Annotated in this window: 11 protein-coding genes; 8 read left to right on the top strand and 3 right to left on the bottom strand. The window is 42.3% G+C overall.

The window, feature by feature from the left end; all coding sequences use genetic code 11:
• Positions 1-35 precede the first annotated feature (35 nt).
• Positions 36-2,480, bottom strand: coding sequence for an acyltransferase family protein (locus tag HXT60_RS05600; protein WP_410313173.1), 2,445 nt, complete (start codon positions 2,478-2,480; stop codon positions 36-38).
• A gap of 440 nt (positions 2,481-2,920) precedes the next feature.
• On the opposite strand from HXT60_RS05600, the gene HXT60_RS05595 reads away from it, so the two are divergent.
• Positions 2,921-3,415, top strand: coding sequence for an inorganic diphosphatase (locus HXT60_RS05595; protein WP_004105658.1), 495 nt, complete (start codon positions 2,921-2,923; stop codon positions 3,413-3,415).
• A 100-nt stretch (positions 3,416-3,515) separates the two neighbouring features.
• Here HXT60_RS05595 and HXT60_RS05590 read toward each other — a convergent pair whose 3' ends face one another.
• Complete coding sequence (locus HXT60_RS05590) at positions 3,516-4,241, bottom strand: hypothetical protein (RefSeq protein ID WP_004114286.1); 726 nt, start codon at positions 4,239-4,241, stop codon at positions 3,516-3,518.
• A 189-nt stretch (positions 4,242-4,430) separates the two neighbouring features.
• On the opposite strand from HXT60_RS05590, the gene HXT60_RS05585 reads away from it, so the two are divergent.
• The 6 genes from HXT60_RS05585 to brnQ all read left to right on the top strand — a co-directional run bounded on the left by HXT60_RS05585 (position 4,431) and on the right by brnQ (position 14,327).
• Complete coding sequence (locus tag HXT60_RS05585; protein WP_004114288.1) at positions 4,431-5,204, top strand: response regulator transcription factor; 774 nt, start codon at positions 4,431-4,433, stop codon at positions 5,202-5,204.
• A gap of 31 nt (positions 5,205-5,235) precedes the next feature.
• Positions 5,236-5,937 carry an endonuclease III gene (gene nth / locus HXT60_RS05580; RefSeq protein ID WP_004116115.1) on the top strand — a complete coding sequence of 234 codons (702 nt, stop codon included), beginning with the start codon at positions 5,236-5,238 and terminating at the stop codon, positions 5,935-5,937.
• A 205-nt stretch (positions 5,938-6,142) separates the two neighbouring features.
• Complete coding sequence (locus HXT60_RS05575) at positions 6,143-7,690, top strand: ABC transporter substrate-binding protein (RefSeq protein ID WP_410313174.1); 1,548 nt, start codon at positions 6,143-6,145, stop codon at positions 7,688-7,690.
• 132 nt (positions 7,691-7,822) lie between these two features.
• Entirely contained in the window at positions 7,823-10,591 is a 2,769-nt protein-coding gene (gene valS / locus HXT60_RS05570; RefSeq protein WP_421790981.1) for a valine--tRNA ligase, read from the top strand.
• Between the two features lie 167 nt (positions 10,592-10,758).
• A complete protein-coding gene (gene argS, locus HXT60_RS05565) occupies positions 10,759-12,555 on the top strand; it encodes an arginine--tRNA ligase (protein WP_285068346.1) in 1,797 nt (598 codons plus the stop codon).
• 215 nt (positions 12,556-12,770) lie between these two features.
• Positions 12,771-14,327 (top strand): branched-chain amino acid transport system II carrier protein, encoded by a 1,557-nt coding sequence (brnQ, locus tag HXT60_RS05560; protein WP_013399771.1) that lies wholly within the window; start codon positions 12,771-12,773, stop codon positions 14,325-14,327.
• 121 nt (positions 14,328-14,448) lie between these two features.
• Here brnQ and HXT60_RS05555 read toward each other — a convergent pair whose 3' ends face one another.
• Positions 14,449-14,796, bottom strand: a complete 348-nt coding sequence (locus HXT60_RS05555) for a phenylpyruvate tautomerase MIF-related protein (RefSeq protein ID WP_004114298.1) — start codon at positions 14,794-14,796, stop codon at positions 14,449-14,451.
• Between the two features lie 136 nt (positions 14,797-14,932).
• On the opposite strand from HXT60_RS05555, the gene HXT60_RS05550 reads away from it, so the two are divergent.
• The gene (locus HXT60_RS05550) at positions 14,933-15,442 is read left to right on the top strand and encodes a GtrA family protein (protein WP_016636012.1); all 510 of its coding nucleotides are present in this window, start codon (positions 14,933-14,935) and stop codon (positions 15,440-15,442) included.
• Positions 15,443-15,457 lie beyond the last annotated feature (15 nt).

Genomic DNA, 15,457 nt, shown 5'->3' with positions numbered 1-15,457 from the left:
ACTTACCATGATTCTTACTAGGATTTACCAGTAAATTATCCTCCGCACACGGCTAGTCTTATCATTTGCGCGTATTGTGGACCTCCAATAGGAGTCAAATGTATTCCATCGTCTGTTAAGAATTCGGAGTGTCCTGCGCTTAAACCATACCAGTCTATTATTCCAACGTTTTTGCGTTTCGCTGCAAAAGCGCGCAGTCTTGCGTTTGTTTCGTCTTGCCAAGGCTGTGGAACACGGGTTGTTACAAAATACACTGGTTTGCCGCCTGTAACATTTACCATATTTTGCAAAACAGATTCGTCTCTAGGAGGTCCGTTTGTTCCAAGCTCATAGATTACAACGCTTCCAGGGTGTTTCCCAACTAAATCTTGCTGATAATCTTCCGCTCCGTGGAATATTTGTCTGCTCACTTTTCCGTCAATCCAAGCGTTTGGTAATGCTTGCATAAGGTATGGTTTTGCGCCTTCTGTTACGGAATCTCCAACCATTGTTATGTCTGCAGTGCAAACATTGCGTTTTGAGTCTATTTTCCATGGTTTTGTATTTATGTTTTCTGGCACTTTTTCTGCAATCGGGTTGAGAATCCTATGGTCAGATGGTTTTGTTGGAAGCGTTTGTTTTTCTATATTCTCGCGCTTTCCGCCTGTTTTTTTCTTCGTATTAGCGGAATTTTTTTCTTGTGCAGTTTTTTCTTGTGCAGTTTTGTTTTGAGTATTCGCGTCTTGCGCGTTTAATTCTGGTCTTAATTGTATAGCTCGCGCTTGCGCAATACTATTCCAGTTAACTGGCGCTGCAATTATTGCTAGCCCAACTATTGCACAAATCACTATTACCGTTCTTCTTAAAACAAACGGCAATCTTATATTCTTACTTTTAACGTTTAACGTATCTGAAGATAAATCAGGAGATAAATCAGGGTTTTTCGCGTCGATATTGTCCGAGATAATATCGTCTTTCTGGCTAATACTAAAGGTTATATGCTTATTTGCAAGAGGCATCTCGAATATTCTGTAAAAAACCTCTGCTGCAATAATAACTATTACGCATTGCCCTGCCTGTTCCCAAAGAGTTATCTGTGTGGTTCTTGTAGCAGGGTTTAGTATTTCTAGAATAGGGAAGTGGACTATGTAAATCGCAAAAGATCTTAGACCTATATATTTCAGTGGAGCAATTTCAAGTATTTTAGTGCAAATACTATTTTTCTGTAGGCAGGACCACATTAAAATCGCGCAAACTATTGCGAATATCGTGTATCCGCCGTAAACAATCCAGGTTTTTGAACCGTCTTCTTTCACTAAGCACCATAGAATAAAAATTAACGCAGCCAATCCTATAATCGATTTTTGTAGTGTGCTTAGAGGTTTTTGAAGAGTTTTTGCTATTTTTGCGAATTTACCAGATTCTGATTTATTTTTTAGATCAGTTTTTACTTTATAAGTGTTTTCTGATTCGTTGGTTTGTTGCCACTTTTCCCCAGCAATTTCATTATTAGATTCATCGGATTCGTCATATTCGCCATCTTTATCAGATTCCATCATGTTTACTTGCAATCCTGCTAGTAAATCGTCTGGTATCGAGGCTTCTGAGGATTGGCTTTTATTTTGCGTATTTTGTGTATTTTGCGCTTCTATCTCTGATGAATCCTCTATTTTTTCGATTTGTGTTTTTTTGCTTTTGTTTCCAACAATATATTTACAAGCATCTGCAATAATTTTGATAATGGAACGTTCGCTAAACCATGTGCAATACATTGCTAGTAATGCACCAATTAAGAATTCTCCAGCTCGAGTGTCAATAGAGTAATACACGCGCGCAATGGTTTGGCCATCTCCATAAAAAATCGTAATTGCTAGGTTTGCCAACGAACATGCAATCATAAGAATCGCCGTAACGCACATTCTTACAAATTTAGAGTGCACAATTTTAAGAATCGCCCATAGTATAATCGGCCAAAATACAAAGATTTGCATAATAAGTCCCAAATACCAAAGGTGTTTTATTGGGGATGGTAGTCCTGATTGTTCAAAGTAAGATACTTTTCGTAAAATATACGCCATATTGCTTGTAAAGCTAGCGCCTGTTAGTGCGTCAGATTGTAGTTTTGTTAAAAGACTTGGTGAAAATAGCCACATTAGTGGGGCGCTCAGAGCAATAATCCCTATAGTAGACGGCCAAATTCGTTTTACGCGTTTAAACAAGTATTTTAAGTAGGCGAATATTTTAGACTTTACCGGTATTTTGGTTTGTTCGCTGGTTGCTGGCGACTTTTGCGCATTTGATGTTTCAAACATTTTTAGCAGAGATACAGTGCTGAAGTATCCAGCCATAACAAGAAACATTGTTACTCCCAAGAATCCTCCTGGAAGTACTATTGGACGTAGGTGGAACGCTACAATCGCAATAACAGCAATAGCACGCATGCCATCTATTGCAGCGTTGCGTTTGCTTGTAGTGTTAGCTGCGTTGTTTATCTCTGTCATTTTGCCTGCAACTTGCTAATACGTGGTTTAATTTTGGTTGTGGACATGATGTGGGTATGAATTGTTTTATGACTAACATCGCCCAAAACGTAGTCATATTATCTACGTATTAAGACACTGTAGTTAGTTATAGCGTGTCTTAGTTTTTCCCTAGTTTTTCCTTGATTTTTCTTATGTTTTTTGCAAGTTTTATGAAATTTTTTAATATGGATTTAAATATTTTTCAAGGTAATTATTCGTTTTTATTAAGATTTTTCTCTGCTATTTTTTAGTGCGGTTGCTTTCGACTTTTGTTTGCTAAAATGCCAATGTTATACAACGCGTTTTACGTGCTCTTTGCTGCGCGCTAGAGTTAGACTGAACAGTCTAATTTAGGTGTATAAACGTTAGATTGATAAACAGTGTGTTTTACGCATTATTTTACGCATTAAGGAGTAAACATGGCAGAAACATTCAATGTTGTGGTAGAAATCCCACGCGGATCCAAGAATAAGTATGAAGTTGATCACGAAACTGGTCGCGTTTTCTTGGATCGTACCCTTTTCACAGCTATGGGTTATCCAGATGATTACGGTTACATTGATGGAACTTTGGGCGAAGATGGCGATCCACTCGATGCTCTTGTTATGATTCCAAACTCTGTGTTCCCAGGATGCGTTGTTGAGTGCCGCGCTGTTGGCTTGTATCACATGGTTGACGAAGCTGGCGGAGACGATAAGGTTTTGTGCGTTCCAGCAGATGTTCGTTTCGATGACATCAAGGATATTGATGACGTGAATGAGTATCACAAGGCTGAAATCAAGCACTTCTTCGAGCAGTACAAGGCTTTGGAGCCAGGTAAGGAAGTTCTTCCTGGTGACTTCTGGGCTGGAGTTGAGCAGGCTGAAAAGGAAATTGTCGCAGCTCGCAAGCGTCTTGAAGAAAGCGAAAAGTAGTTTTCGATATTAGTCGCGAATCTTCCGAGCGTTTTAGAAACGCGTTTGCTAGTGTCTAACACATTTTTATGTGTTAGACACTTTTTTTATTCTAAAAAATTTAAGCGATTAGTAGCATTCCTAAACCAGTTGCGTAAACAACCATTCCGCCCATCATCACGGGAATCAAAGCAGTACCAACTTGTGGCAAAAGCATGTCAGTATTGTATTTTGCATCTTTAACCCAAAGATGAGAAAGTCCAGCTAGAACAATCACGGCAAGCAAACCCAATACTGCTACCAGTATGCCAAGTTCTAGAATACGCACGGAGAATGTGAAACGAATAATCGAAGGCAAAAAAAGCCATCCTGGAAGAGCTGCACAAGCGATACTTGCTGTAAGAGAATGTGAAATATTTCTTACCAGATTAGATCTCTCTTCCCTAAGCATTTGACGACCAAAGCTAACAAAAGTTGCAGCAACAAGAATTAGAGCAAAGCTAACAGCCCAACGTTCATATGGGTGAATAGCTGCAATGAACTTATCCATACTAACTTCTGTATTATCTATTACGCTGCTAGGAAGCCAACCTTTTAAAGCTAATGTCGCGCACCACATGGATGCGATTCCGGCAAAAAGCGGAATAGCTTTATCTGCTGTAGAACCTTGTAACGGCCAGAAAGTAACTAGAGCAAGAAGAATAATCACGCAAACGGTTATAACGGCTTTTGTTGTTGCTATTGGCAGAATGGCTGCAATTGCTAAAAGAGCTATAGCAACGAATTGAGTTACAATAATCGTAATGTGATTGTGCATTGCATTATGTGCGATGTTATCGTTGCTCATATTACGCTCCTATCGCGTTTTATAAGATAATTTTAATAAATTGTTTAGCCGTATTAACTTATTTTATATGTAAGCGTACACTTGCATGCTTCGATTCTTATTAAGTATCTTAAGTATGGATTACAATTCTCTTTTAACAGCTTGATTTTGAATTTGTTATTCAATTCTATGCGTTCTGGAGGTATCAATATGACGGATATTACATTGATGACCTCTTGTGCCGCGCCTGCAAAAGTTTTGCCATCTTTGACTCTACTTTCGCATAGAGTGCGAGTGCTCCCAATGGAACCGTCTAGTATGCTTAAGATGCCAGAAAACACTATTCTTCTTGTAGATGCTAGAGAAGATTTGTCTTTGGCGAAATCTTTATGCTCTATTGTTCGTGCTTCTAATTTAACAATGTCTGTTATCTTAATTCTTACAGAAGGCGGATTCACAGTTGTTAATGCATCTTGGGGTGTTAGCGATGTTATGCTGACAACCGCTTCACCAGCCGAAGTAGAAGGTAGACTTAGACTAGCTTCTCAACGAGGTGGGTCGGCTGAATCTACTTCTAAAGAACATGTAGCTGATTCTGGTAGCGTGGAAATTAACAGTAGCGGTCAAATGTGCTCTGGGGATTTAGTCGTAGATACGCAGAGTTACACAGTTAGCTTGCACGGAAAGCCTATTGATTTAGCGTATAAAGAATTTGAGCTTCTTAAATACTTTGTTCAGCATCCTCGGCGAGTATTCACTCGTGCTCACCTACTTCAAGAGGTTTGGGGTTACGATTATTACGGTGGAACTCGTACAGTGGATGTTCACATTCGTAGGTTACGCGCGAAATTAGGCGTTGAATATGAGCACGTTATTGGAACGGTTAGGAATGTTGGATATCGTTTCGATCCTTTAGAGTCTCAGGATGAAGTTGTAGATTCTACAGATTCTGATAATAATGATTCGTCGGCAGCTTCCGACTAGAATTTCTGTAGAGGATTAGTGGTTTATTATATTGGTTAAATTACAAAGCGTGAATAGTAGTCAAGAATCATCTTCCAATTCTAGAAAATCTAAAAAAATTGCTAGGATGAGTGAAGAGTATAGGATTTTATGCGAAGAAATACCGAATCCAAAGTGTGCATTAAATTTTACAAATCCATTTGAACTACTAATAGCCACTGTTCTTAGCGCACAAACCACTGATAGACGTGTAAATATTGTAACGGAACAACTTTTTAGAACTTATCCTACGCCAAAAGATTTAGCGCGCGCACCAATATATAAGGTACAAGAGATCATCCATCAACTTGGATTTTATAGAGTAAAATCGCAGCATATTATAGAGCTTTCGCAAAAACTTATGGACGATTTCAATGGTGTAGTTCCAAATAATATGGATGATCTTACAAAACTTCCAGGTGTAGGAAGAAAAACAGCAAACGTTGTATTGGGCAATGCTTTTGGTATCCCAGGGTTTCCAGTAGATACCCACGTTATGCGTGTGACGTCAAGGCTTAGATGGAGAAGCGATTGGAAAATAGCTAAGTCAGATCCTATAAAAGTTGAGCGTGAAATTACATCTTATTTTCCGCCAGAAGAATGGACTAATTTGTCTCACCGCCTTATTCTTCATGGTAGAAAAATATGTACAGCTAGGAATCCGCATTGTGCTGACTGCCCTCTAAGATTTCTGTGCCCATCTGTTTCGCTGTAGCTATGTTGTAGGTTTTGTTGTAGGTTTTGTCGTAGCTGCGTTGTGGTTGTCGTAACGGATTTTTCTAATATCTCATATAATTAACTTTTAGAATATTCTTAGGGTATTTTTAGATTATTTTCTGCATAAATTCTACGTATGATTCAATCGATGATATACACTGTTGGCTATGTCTGAATTTGAAAGATACTCATCTGGATCACATATGAGAAAAGCACGTTATGCAAAAAAAGCTAAAAAAGGCGTGTCCTCGTGGGTTATTTTTATAGTCTTAATTGCCATTATGTCTGTTGTTGCATGGGGTGGATGGCGATTTTTAGATGGAAGATCAATAGTTCCAGAAAGTATTGTTCCAGCATCAGGCTCAGTTTTAAAAATAGGCTTGCGTACAGCCCCAGCATCCTTAGATATTAGGACTGACGACAGTGATTCACTGCAACAAGCTCTTATTGAAAACGTTTATGAAACGCTTATTAAACGAGACGGCAATAATGCTTTAAAACCAGGTCTTGCTCAGTCTTGGAGCGTATCTTCCGACGGTTTGAATTATAAGTTTAGGATTCGTTCAGGCGTGAAGTTTGCAAATGGAGACGTAATGGACTCTGGCTCCGTACTGCAATCACTTCAACAAGGTATTACAAAAAGCTATCCAGGCTATGAAAAGTTGACGAATATTACAAGCGTATCTAACTCAGGACCTGATATTCTAAACATTTCATTAAAAATGCCAGATCCATTACTGCTGCGAAGATTAGCAGGTAGAGCTGGAATTGTATATGACACTCGCGCTTCATTAAACTACGCTTCAGACGCTATGGGAACAGGACCTTTTAAAGTTAACGGTTATAGTAAAGGTTCAGACCTTGTTCTTGTGAGAAACGACAAATATTGGGGTACAGCATCTGGCTGCGCTAGCATAACTCTTAAATACTTTAATGACGATACATCTTTAGCAAATGCCATGCAGAATGGCGATATTCAAATGGCTGTTCCTCTTGATGGCAATGAAAACAAACGTATGGCGTCAATGCCAAATACTCAACTTGTTGAAGGTCAGAGCACTAGAATACGAATGATTGCTTATAACACTGGAATATCGTCTATTTTCTGCGATCAGCACGTTCGTAGAGCAAGCAGTTACGCAATGGATATAAACACTGTTTTATCGGCTGATCCATTTGGTGGTCAAATTGTGCGCGGACCAATTTCCCCATTGTCGCCAGGATACGAGGATTTAAGTGGCACTTATCCACATGATCCTCAAAAAGCTCGATCTCTATTCTCATATTTCTCTGCTGCCTACCTTGGTAAAATTACATTCCTCGTACCTCTTGGAATGAGCAATATTGGTAATGCGCTTGCTTCCCAGTTAAACGCTACTGGCGGTTTCCGTGTGAATGTCGAAGAAGTAGATGAGAACACTATGAAACAGCGAATTCATGATGGTAAATATGACTTAGCACTCACATGGATGAATCACACTTTGGATTCTGGAGCGTATGCAGATACAAAGTCTACTTATTTGTTCCAAGATCATGAGTCTCAGAAATATTTTGCACAGGCAATGAAATCAACAAATGCAGAAGGATATGAGTCAAATATCAAACAGTATGCTAGAGAGTTGAATAATTACGCTGTTTCTGACTGGATGTATGCGCGAAAGAGCATTGTGGTAGCTAAATCTAATGTTAGTGGATATCCTACAAACATGACTGATCAACTTTTACCATTGCACGATGTAAACGTAAAATAAATCCAAGATTATTTCAGGAATATAAGTGCGTGTGGTTTGGGATTAGTCGCCAGCAACCGTTGATTTGAATAATTTTTACAAATATTTGTAAAAATATTGACGTTGTCGCGCTGAGTTTCTAATATTCAGTTCATGAGTGAACAGGATAATAACACAGTAAAACACGCACATTTAACGCCGCTTCCTAACAAAGTTGGCGTTGATGGTCTTGAAGACAAGTGGCGTAGTAATTGGGACGAAGCTAAGACTTACGCATTCCATAATTCTCGCGATCGTAAGGCCGTGTATTCTATCGATACTCCACCTCCAACCGTTAGTGGCCACTTGCACGTTGGTCACGTATTTTCTTACACGCATACGGATGTTATTGCACGATATAAGCGCATGCAAGGTTTTGACGTTTTCTACCCAATGGGTTGGGATGATAACGGCTTGCCAACAGAACGCCGCGTGCAGAATTATTACGGTGTGCGAGTGGATACTTCGTTGAAGTATGACCCTGATTTTAAGCCGCCTTTTGAAGGCACTGAAGGCAAGAAGATTGAAGCTAAGGATCAGGTTCCTGTAAGCAGACAGAACTTTATTGAGCTTTGTGAGCGCTTGACTTCTCAAGATGAGAAGCTTTTTGAAGCTTTGTGGCGTAGGCTTGGTCTTTCTGTTGATTGGTCGCAAACTTATCACACTATTGGCGAGCAGCCTCGCCGAGTTGCACAAAAAGCATTCTTGCGCAATCTTGCTCGTGGAGAGGCTTATCAGAAAGACGCTCCAGGCTTGTGGGATGTTACATTCCAGACTGCAGTTGCGCAGGCTGAGCTTGAAGCGCGCGAATATCCTGGCTTCTACCATAAGATTGCGTTCCGCTTTGAAGATGGTACGCCAATTTATATTGAAACTACGCGCCCAGAATTGCTTGCTGCATGCACTTCTTTGATCGCGCATCCAGACGACGAGCGTTACAAGAAGTACTTTGGTCAGGAAGTTTACTCACCGCTGTTTAAGGTGAAGGTCCCGATTTTGGCGCATCCTGCAGCTCAAATGGACAAGGGCGCTGGCATTGCAATGTGCTGCACTTTCGGTGACGTAACCGACGTTGAGTGGTGGCGTGACTTGAGTTTGCCAACTCGACCAATTATTCAGCGTAACGGCCGCATTGTAATGACGACTCCTGATTGGATTACGGACGAGTCTGGCCGTGAAATGTTCGAGAAAATTGCCGGCAAAACCACGTTCTCCGCTCGCAAGGAAGTTGTTGAAGCTTTGCAAGCAGCTAGAGATATGGAAGGCGAACCAAAGCCAACAAAGCGTATGACGAACTTCTACGAAAAGGGCGATAAGCCTTTGGAAATCGTCACTTCTCGCCAATGGTATTTAAAGAACGGCGGCACGGACGAAAAGCTGAACGCTGAGCTTATTGAGCGCGGCAAGGAACTTAACTTCCACCCAGACTTTATGCGCGTGCGCTACGAGAATTGGGTTCACGGCTTGAATGGCGACTGGCTTATTTCTCGCCAGCGCTTCTTTGGTGTGCCATTCCCACTTTGGTATCCAGTAAACGAAAATGGGGAAGTGGATTACGAGCATCCTTTGACGCCTAGCGAAGATCGTTTGCCAATCGACCCAACTATTGACGTTCCAGAAGGCTTTGATGAATCTCAGCGAGACCAGCCAAACGGCTTTACAGCTGAGCAAGACATTATGGACACTTGGGCTACATCTTCCTTAACTCCACAAATTGTGACTCGTTGGGAAGAGCCAGGTGAGGAAAATCAAGCTTTGTTTAAGGCTACTTTCCCAATGGATTTGCGTCCACAAGGCCAGGATATTATTCGTACTTGGCTGTTTAGTACGGTTGATCGCGCGCATCTCGAAAACGGCTGCTTGCCTTGGAAGCATGCTGCGCTTTCTGGCTGGATTTTGGACCCAGACCACAAGAAGATGTCTAAATCTAAGGGCAACGTGGTTGTGCCAAATAAGCCGATCGAAGAGTTTGGTGCGGATGCTGTGCGCTACTGGGCAACTTCAGCAAAACTCGGCTTGGATGCAACTTATGACGAAGGCCAGATGAAGATTGGCCGACGCCTTGCGATTAAGCTTTTGAACGCTACGAAGTTTGCGCTCGCAATTGGCCGCGAGAACGAGGAACATCAGGTTCTTGAGTCTGCTAGTGCGGATTGGGATTTTGCAAACGTTACGGAAGTCTTGGATCGCTCTGTTATGGCAAAGCTCGCATCCGTTATTCGTACCGCAACTGATGCGCTTGAATCTTACGAGCATTCCAAGGCTTTGGAAGCAATCGAAACCTTCTTCTGGGAGTTCTGTGACGATTACATTGAGCTTGCAAAGAATCGTGCTTATGGTACTGCAGAGTCCACTGGACGTACTCCAAGTGAAGCTGCTGTAAAGTCTGCTCGCACAACTCTTGGTCTTGCTCTCGATGCTTTGGCTCGCTTGCTTGCTCCTTACTTGCCTTATGCTACGGAAGAAGTGTGGAGTTGGATGCATGACGGCGAAGGCTCTGTGCATCGCTCTAGCTGGCCATGTGCTAAGGCATATGAGGCTGCTGCAAACGGTGTTTCTGCAGACACTTTGGCTTACGCGGGCGAAGCTTTGGCTGCTTTGCGCAAGATTAAGTCTGAAGCAAAAGTTTCTATGAAGACTCCTATTTTGCAAGTAACTTTGAACGTAGCAGAAAACGCTTATAAGTCTGTTGAGGAGACTTTGGATGACGTTGCGGAAGCGGGACGCGTTACTGGAGAAGTAAAGCTTAACGCTGTTAAGGCTGCGGATGCTGGCGATTCGGCGGCGGATTCTTCGTCTGCAGATGCAGATTCTGATGCAACTAATGTAAACGTTTCTGTTGCTCAAAGCGAACTCGGTGAAGCTCCTGCAAAAAAGAAGTAATCGCCAGTAATCGCAAGTAATCGAAAATGATTAATCGCGAAGTAACTAATCGTAAGCTGCTTCGCGATTAATTGCAAAACAAAAGCGCTGTAAGTTAATCTTTGACTCCAGCGCTTTTTGTGTATTGTAAATACTAAGCATCGCGCGGTAACGCTAGACTGTAAACCATGAATCCAGAAAGCTTAAGTGAATTAATTGAAAAAATTGCTAAAGATTTAGTAGCAAGCGGTAAAGCTGGCAGTCTAACAGAAGATTTGATTCCTGCTGCCGAAAAACTCGCAGTTATGAGGCCAAAAGATCGCGCACACGGCGATTGGGCCACGAATGTTGCTATGCAACTCGCTAAAAAAGCTGGTATGAATCCTCATGATTTAGCCGAACTTTTTGCCGAGCGTTTGCAAGAAGCGCAAGGTATTGCGCGCGTAGAAGTGGCAGGCCCTGGCTTTATTAATATAACGCTTGATTCTGCGTCTGCAGCGGCTGTTGTTGACGAAGTATTAAAGCAGGGCGCGGATTTTGGTAAGAATGCGCACTTGGGCGGAAAAACCCTAAACCTTGAGTTTGTTTCCGCAAACCCAACTGGCCCAATTCATATTGGTGGCACTCGCTGGGCGGCAGTTGGTGATTCTATGGCTCGAGTTTTGGAAGCGAACGGCGCAAAAGTTGTGCGCGAATACTATTTCAACGATCACGGTGAGCAAATCAACCGTTTTGCTAAGTCTTTAGTTGCTGCAGCTCACGGCGAAGAAACGCCTGCAGACGGATACAAAGGCGCGTATATTAACGAAATCGCGGATGCTGTTATAAAAGAAGCGCAAGCAGACGGCGTTGATGTTCTTTCCTTACCTCGAATTGATCTTGGTAAAGACGAGGAAGGTTTGCCGCTTGGCGAGGGCGACTCTGAGCAGCGTGAAGAGTTCCGCAAGCGCGCAGTGCCAATGATGTTTGCTGAAATTCGTAAGTCAATGCGCGATTTTCGCGTTGGCTTCGACGTGTGGTTCCACGAAAACAGCTTGTACGAGGATGGCGAAGTTGAGCGCGCTATTGCAGATTTGCGTGAGCGTGGAGACATTTTTGAAAAAGATGGCGCAACTTGGTTTGAATCTACTAAGCATGGCGACGACAAGGATCGCGTAATTATTAAGTCTGACGGCAATTACGCCTATTTTGCTGCAGATATTGCGTACTATCGCAACAAGCGTCATCGCGAACAGAATCCTGCGGACGTAGCAATCTACATGCTTGGCGCGGATCATCACGGCTATATTGGCAGAATGATGGCAATGTGCGCGGCTTTTGGGGATGAGCCAGGCGAAAACATGCAGATTCTTATTGGTCAGATGGTAAACGTTATGAAAGATGGTAAGCCTGTGCGCATGAGTAAGCGTGCTGGAAACGTTATTACGATTGACGATTTAGTTGATGCAATTGGCGTTGATGCTTCTCGCTACTCGCTTGCGCGCACCGACTACAACACAAGCGTTGATATTGATTTGGATTTGCTTGCTTCTCACAGCAACGATAATCCTGTGTATTACGTGCAATACGCTCACGCACGCAGCTGTAATGTGGCTCGTAACGCTGCGGATGCTGGAATTAGTGCAGATGGGGCCGATTTAAGCTTGCTTAATACTGAGGCAGATGGCGAAGTGTTGGCTGCTTTGGCGCAATGGCCTGCAGCTCTTGCACAAGCTGGCGATTTGCGTGCTCCACACAGAGTTGCGCATTATCTTGAAGATTTGGCAGCAAGCTACCACAAGTGGTACAACCTTGAGCGCGTAGTGCCAATGGAGTTGAGCGACCCAGAAAATCGTTTGCCAGAAGCAGAGCGCGAAGCTCAGCGCATTGCAAAGTGCCCAGAGCCAGCACGCGCTGCAGCTCGCTTAAAGCTTAACGAGGCTGTTCGCACAGTTATTGCATCTGGCCTTGATTTGCTTGGAGTTTCTGCTCCAGACAAGATGTGATTTAGTGCATTTGCTTTTTTATTTAGGACGTTAGTTTTTACGCTAGCGTCCTTTTATTTTTGACTAGTAGACACGCGCGAAATTGCAAATTTTTGTCGATTAAGTACATGCGATTGATTAGTATACCCCCTAATATTATTTTTCGGTTTCAGTTTTGTTATTCAATGCGTTAAATAATATGCTTAAACAATTTTTCACCATATAGGAGGTGTAGCATGAGCGTCACAACACAAAGTGTCAGCACAGACAGTGCCCCGAAAAAAAGGAACTTGACAATTATTGAATCCGCATACGTGGCGGTCATGTTGTTCGGCATGTTCTTTGGCGCTGGAAACCTGATTTTCCCAGTATTCCTTGGTGCTAACGCAGGAAACAATTCTGCGCCTGCAGCAATCGGTTTTATTGTTACTGGCGTTGGCTTGCCATTGTTGGGCGTTACGGCTCTTGCAATGAGTCGCGCAAACGGTCTTTTTGAGCTTTCTAGCAAAGCTAGCAAAAAATACGGCATGTTCTTTACATGCGTTCTTTATTTAACAATCGGCCCGTTCTTCGCAATTCCGCGCTGTGCAACAACTTCATACACTGTTGGATTGGAGCGAATTATTCCGCAAGACGGAAACGGACAACTGTACTTGTTCTTGTTCTCTGTAGTGTTCTTTGCGCTCGCATTCTTCTTTGCTATGAAACCAAGCGGCATACTTACGTGGGTTGGTAAAGTTCTTACGCCAATCTTCCTTGTGTTCCTAGCTGTTTTGGTATTTACTGCACTATTTTCTCCTATAAGCGGTGCTTCTTCGGATGCTGCTCCTATAGGAAATTATGTTAATAAGTCATTCTTTACAGGATTCTTAGATGGCTACAACACAATGGATGCTTTAGCTAGCTTGGCATTTGGAATTGTTGTTGTTAGCACCATTCGTCAGTTTGGTGTAAAAGATCCTAAAGATGTGGCAGTTAATACTGCCCGCTCTGGATTCTTTAGCTGCTTGCTTATGGCGTTGATTTACGTTGCGATTGTTGTTGTTGGTGTGCGTAGCCGCGCGCTGTTCCCACCTGCGGAAAATGGTGGCGTGACTTTGGCGCAAGTTGCACGCTATCATCTTGGAAACGTTGGCTTATTCGTGCTTGCTGCAACTGTAACTCTTGCATGCTTAAAGACGGCAGTTGGCTTAATCGTAAGCTGTTCGGAAACTTTCTCTAAGCTATTCCCTAAAGGTCCTAGCTATCGTGTTTGGTCTGTATTGATTACGCTTGTTTCGTTTGGCCTTGCAAACTTTGGTTTGAGCGCAATCATCGAATATGCGGTTCCAGTATTAATGTTCTTGTATCCGCTGTCAATCGTGCTGATTCTTTTGGCTTTGTGTGGTCGACTTTTTGGAAATTCCAAAGTTGTGTACGCTTGGACACTTGGTTTTACTGGTGTTGCAGCTGTATTTGACTTTTTAAATAGTTTGCCATCCGCTTTGCGCAACGCATTGCATATGAACGATATGTTGTTGGTTGCTCAAAACTGGTTGCCGTTCTCGGAATTTGGAATGGCTTGGGTTTGCCCTGCTGCTGTTGGATTTGTTGTTGGCTATGTTCGTATGGTTTTATGTGACAACAAAGGTATGGAAGAAGTGGCTCGCGTAGCTGCTGGCCCAGATCTTGAAGGCAGCGTTGCTAATAGCGATGATTATTCTTCAAGCGATGCTGATTTTGACGAGTCGGATGCGTTCGCTGTATCTGCTAAGTCTACTGTTGACGAGCCTAATTTTGGCAATCAATCCTAGTGACTAATTCACAACTATTTGTATAGATAGTTGTAATAATAAATAATCGCCATATTAATGCTCATATGAGCTGCGATATGGCGATTTTTGCGAGTTGAGATTTTAGGCTTGCGACTTGCGACTAGAAGTTGCCGCCGTTCCAGCCCCAGTCAGTTGTTGCAGTGTAACGAATGTAAGTGCGATCTTGTGGTACGCCAAGCTCGCGATTCAAAGCTGCCATAATCTGCTCTGTCAACTTTTCCCAAGCAGATCCTGGCACGCTAGAGCCAAAAACGTTCACTTCAACGTAAGCTGCAGGCTTAGAATTGTCTCCTGCAAAATAAATTGGCATATTGTCTTCAAACGGGCACATGAGCCAATGTTCGCTTTTGCCTGGAACTGCGCTAATCGCCTTGCCGTATGCTGCTTTTAAGGCATCGCGCTGAGCAGGTGTAGTGCTTACAGAAACATGAGTGTGAATAACTGGCATAATCGCTCCTTTGCTAAGTTTTATGAATTTTCTAAGTTTATAAACTTGTGCTGCGCAACATATGTTACGCAATAATAAACCTGTGTTACGCAATAATTATAGTGAATTGTTAGCCTCCGCGTGTTTAATTGAATGTATGAAAAAACTTATTGAACAGGTTGTTAAGTTTGGAATCGTAGGAATCATTGCGCTGATTATTGACGTAGTATTGCTAAACCTGCTTCTTCTTGTGCATCTTAATAACGTTGTTGCTGGAACAATATCTTTTATAATCTCGCTTATTTTTAACTATATTGCCAGCATGAAGTACGTGTTTAAGCACCGCGAAGACATGGCTCGTTGGATGGAATTGCTGATTTTTGTTATTTCTGCAGTTATTGGTTTGCTTATTAACGATGCGATTATTTGGCTTAGCACGCTTGGAATGGCACAAACTTTGCGTGGTACTGCGATTTACATGCTTCGCACAAACATTGGCAAGCTTATTGCAACAGTTGTTGTAGCTGTGTGGAATTTTGTTATTAGAAAATGGCTTTTAGATGACACAAAGTCGCAAAAACCTGATTATGATGCCGCTAAAGACAATACTTTTGCTCACAAGTTGGGCGAATGGTCGTTAAGTCACACTCCAAAAGGCTGGAAGTAGGTTTGGAAGTAGGTT

The sequence above is a fragment of the Gardnerella sp. KA01002 genome, from assembly GCF_049244015.1.
Taxonomy (GTDB): Bacteria; Actinomycetota; Actinomycetes; order Actinomycetales; family Bifidobacteriaceae; genus Bifidobacterium; species Bifidobacterium vaginale.
The sequence above is the reverse complement of the archived record's forward strand: the minus strand, read 5'-3'. Positions and strand labels throughout refer to the sequence as shown.

Bases quoted from the DNA above. Each gene is read 5' to 3' on its own strand.
- HXT60_RS05600 (WP_410313173.1), bottom strand. From the start codon at position 2,480: ATGACAGAGATAAACAACGCAGCTAACACTACAAGCAAACGCAACGCT.
- HXT60_RS05595 (WP_004105658.1), top strand. From the start codon at position 2,921: ATGGCAGAAACATTCAATGTTGTGGTAGAAATCCCACGCGGATCCAAG.
- HXT60_RS05590 (WP_004114286.1), bottom strand. From the start codon at position 4,241: ATGAGCAACGATAACATCGCACATAATGCAATGCACAATCACATTACG.
- HXT60_RS05585 (WP_004114288.1), top strand. From the start codon at position 4,431: ATGACGGATATTACATTGATGACCTCTTGTGCCGCGCCTGCAAAAGTT.
- HXT60_RS05575 (WP_410313174.1), top strand. From the start codon at position 6,143: ATGAGAAAAGCACGTTATGCAAAAAAAGCTAAAAAAGGCGTGTCCTCG.
- valS (WP_421790981.1), top strand. From the start codon at position 7,823: ATGAGTGAACAGGATAATAACACAGTAAAACACGCACATTTAACGCCG.
- argS (WP_285068346.1), top strand. From the start codon at position 10,759: ATGAATCCAGAAAGCTTAAGTGAATTAATTGAAAAAATTGCTAAAGAT.
- brnQ (WP_013399771.1), top strand. From the start codon at position 12,771: ATGAGCGTCACAACACAAAGTGTCAGCACAGACAGTGCCCCGAAAAAA.
- HXT60_RS05555 (WP_004114298.1), bottom strand. From the start codon at position 14,796: ATGCCAGTTATTCACACTCATGTTTCTGTAAGCACTACACCTGCTCAG.
- HXT60_RS05550 (WP_016636012.1), top strand. From the start codon at position 14,933: ATGAAAAAACTTATTGAACAGGTTGTTAAGTTTGGAATCGTAGGAATC.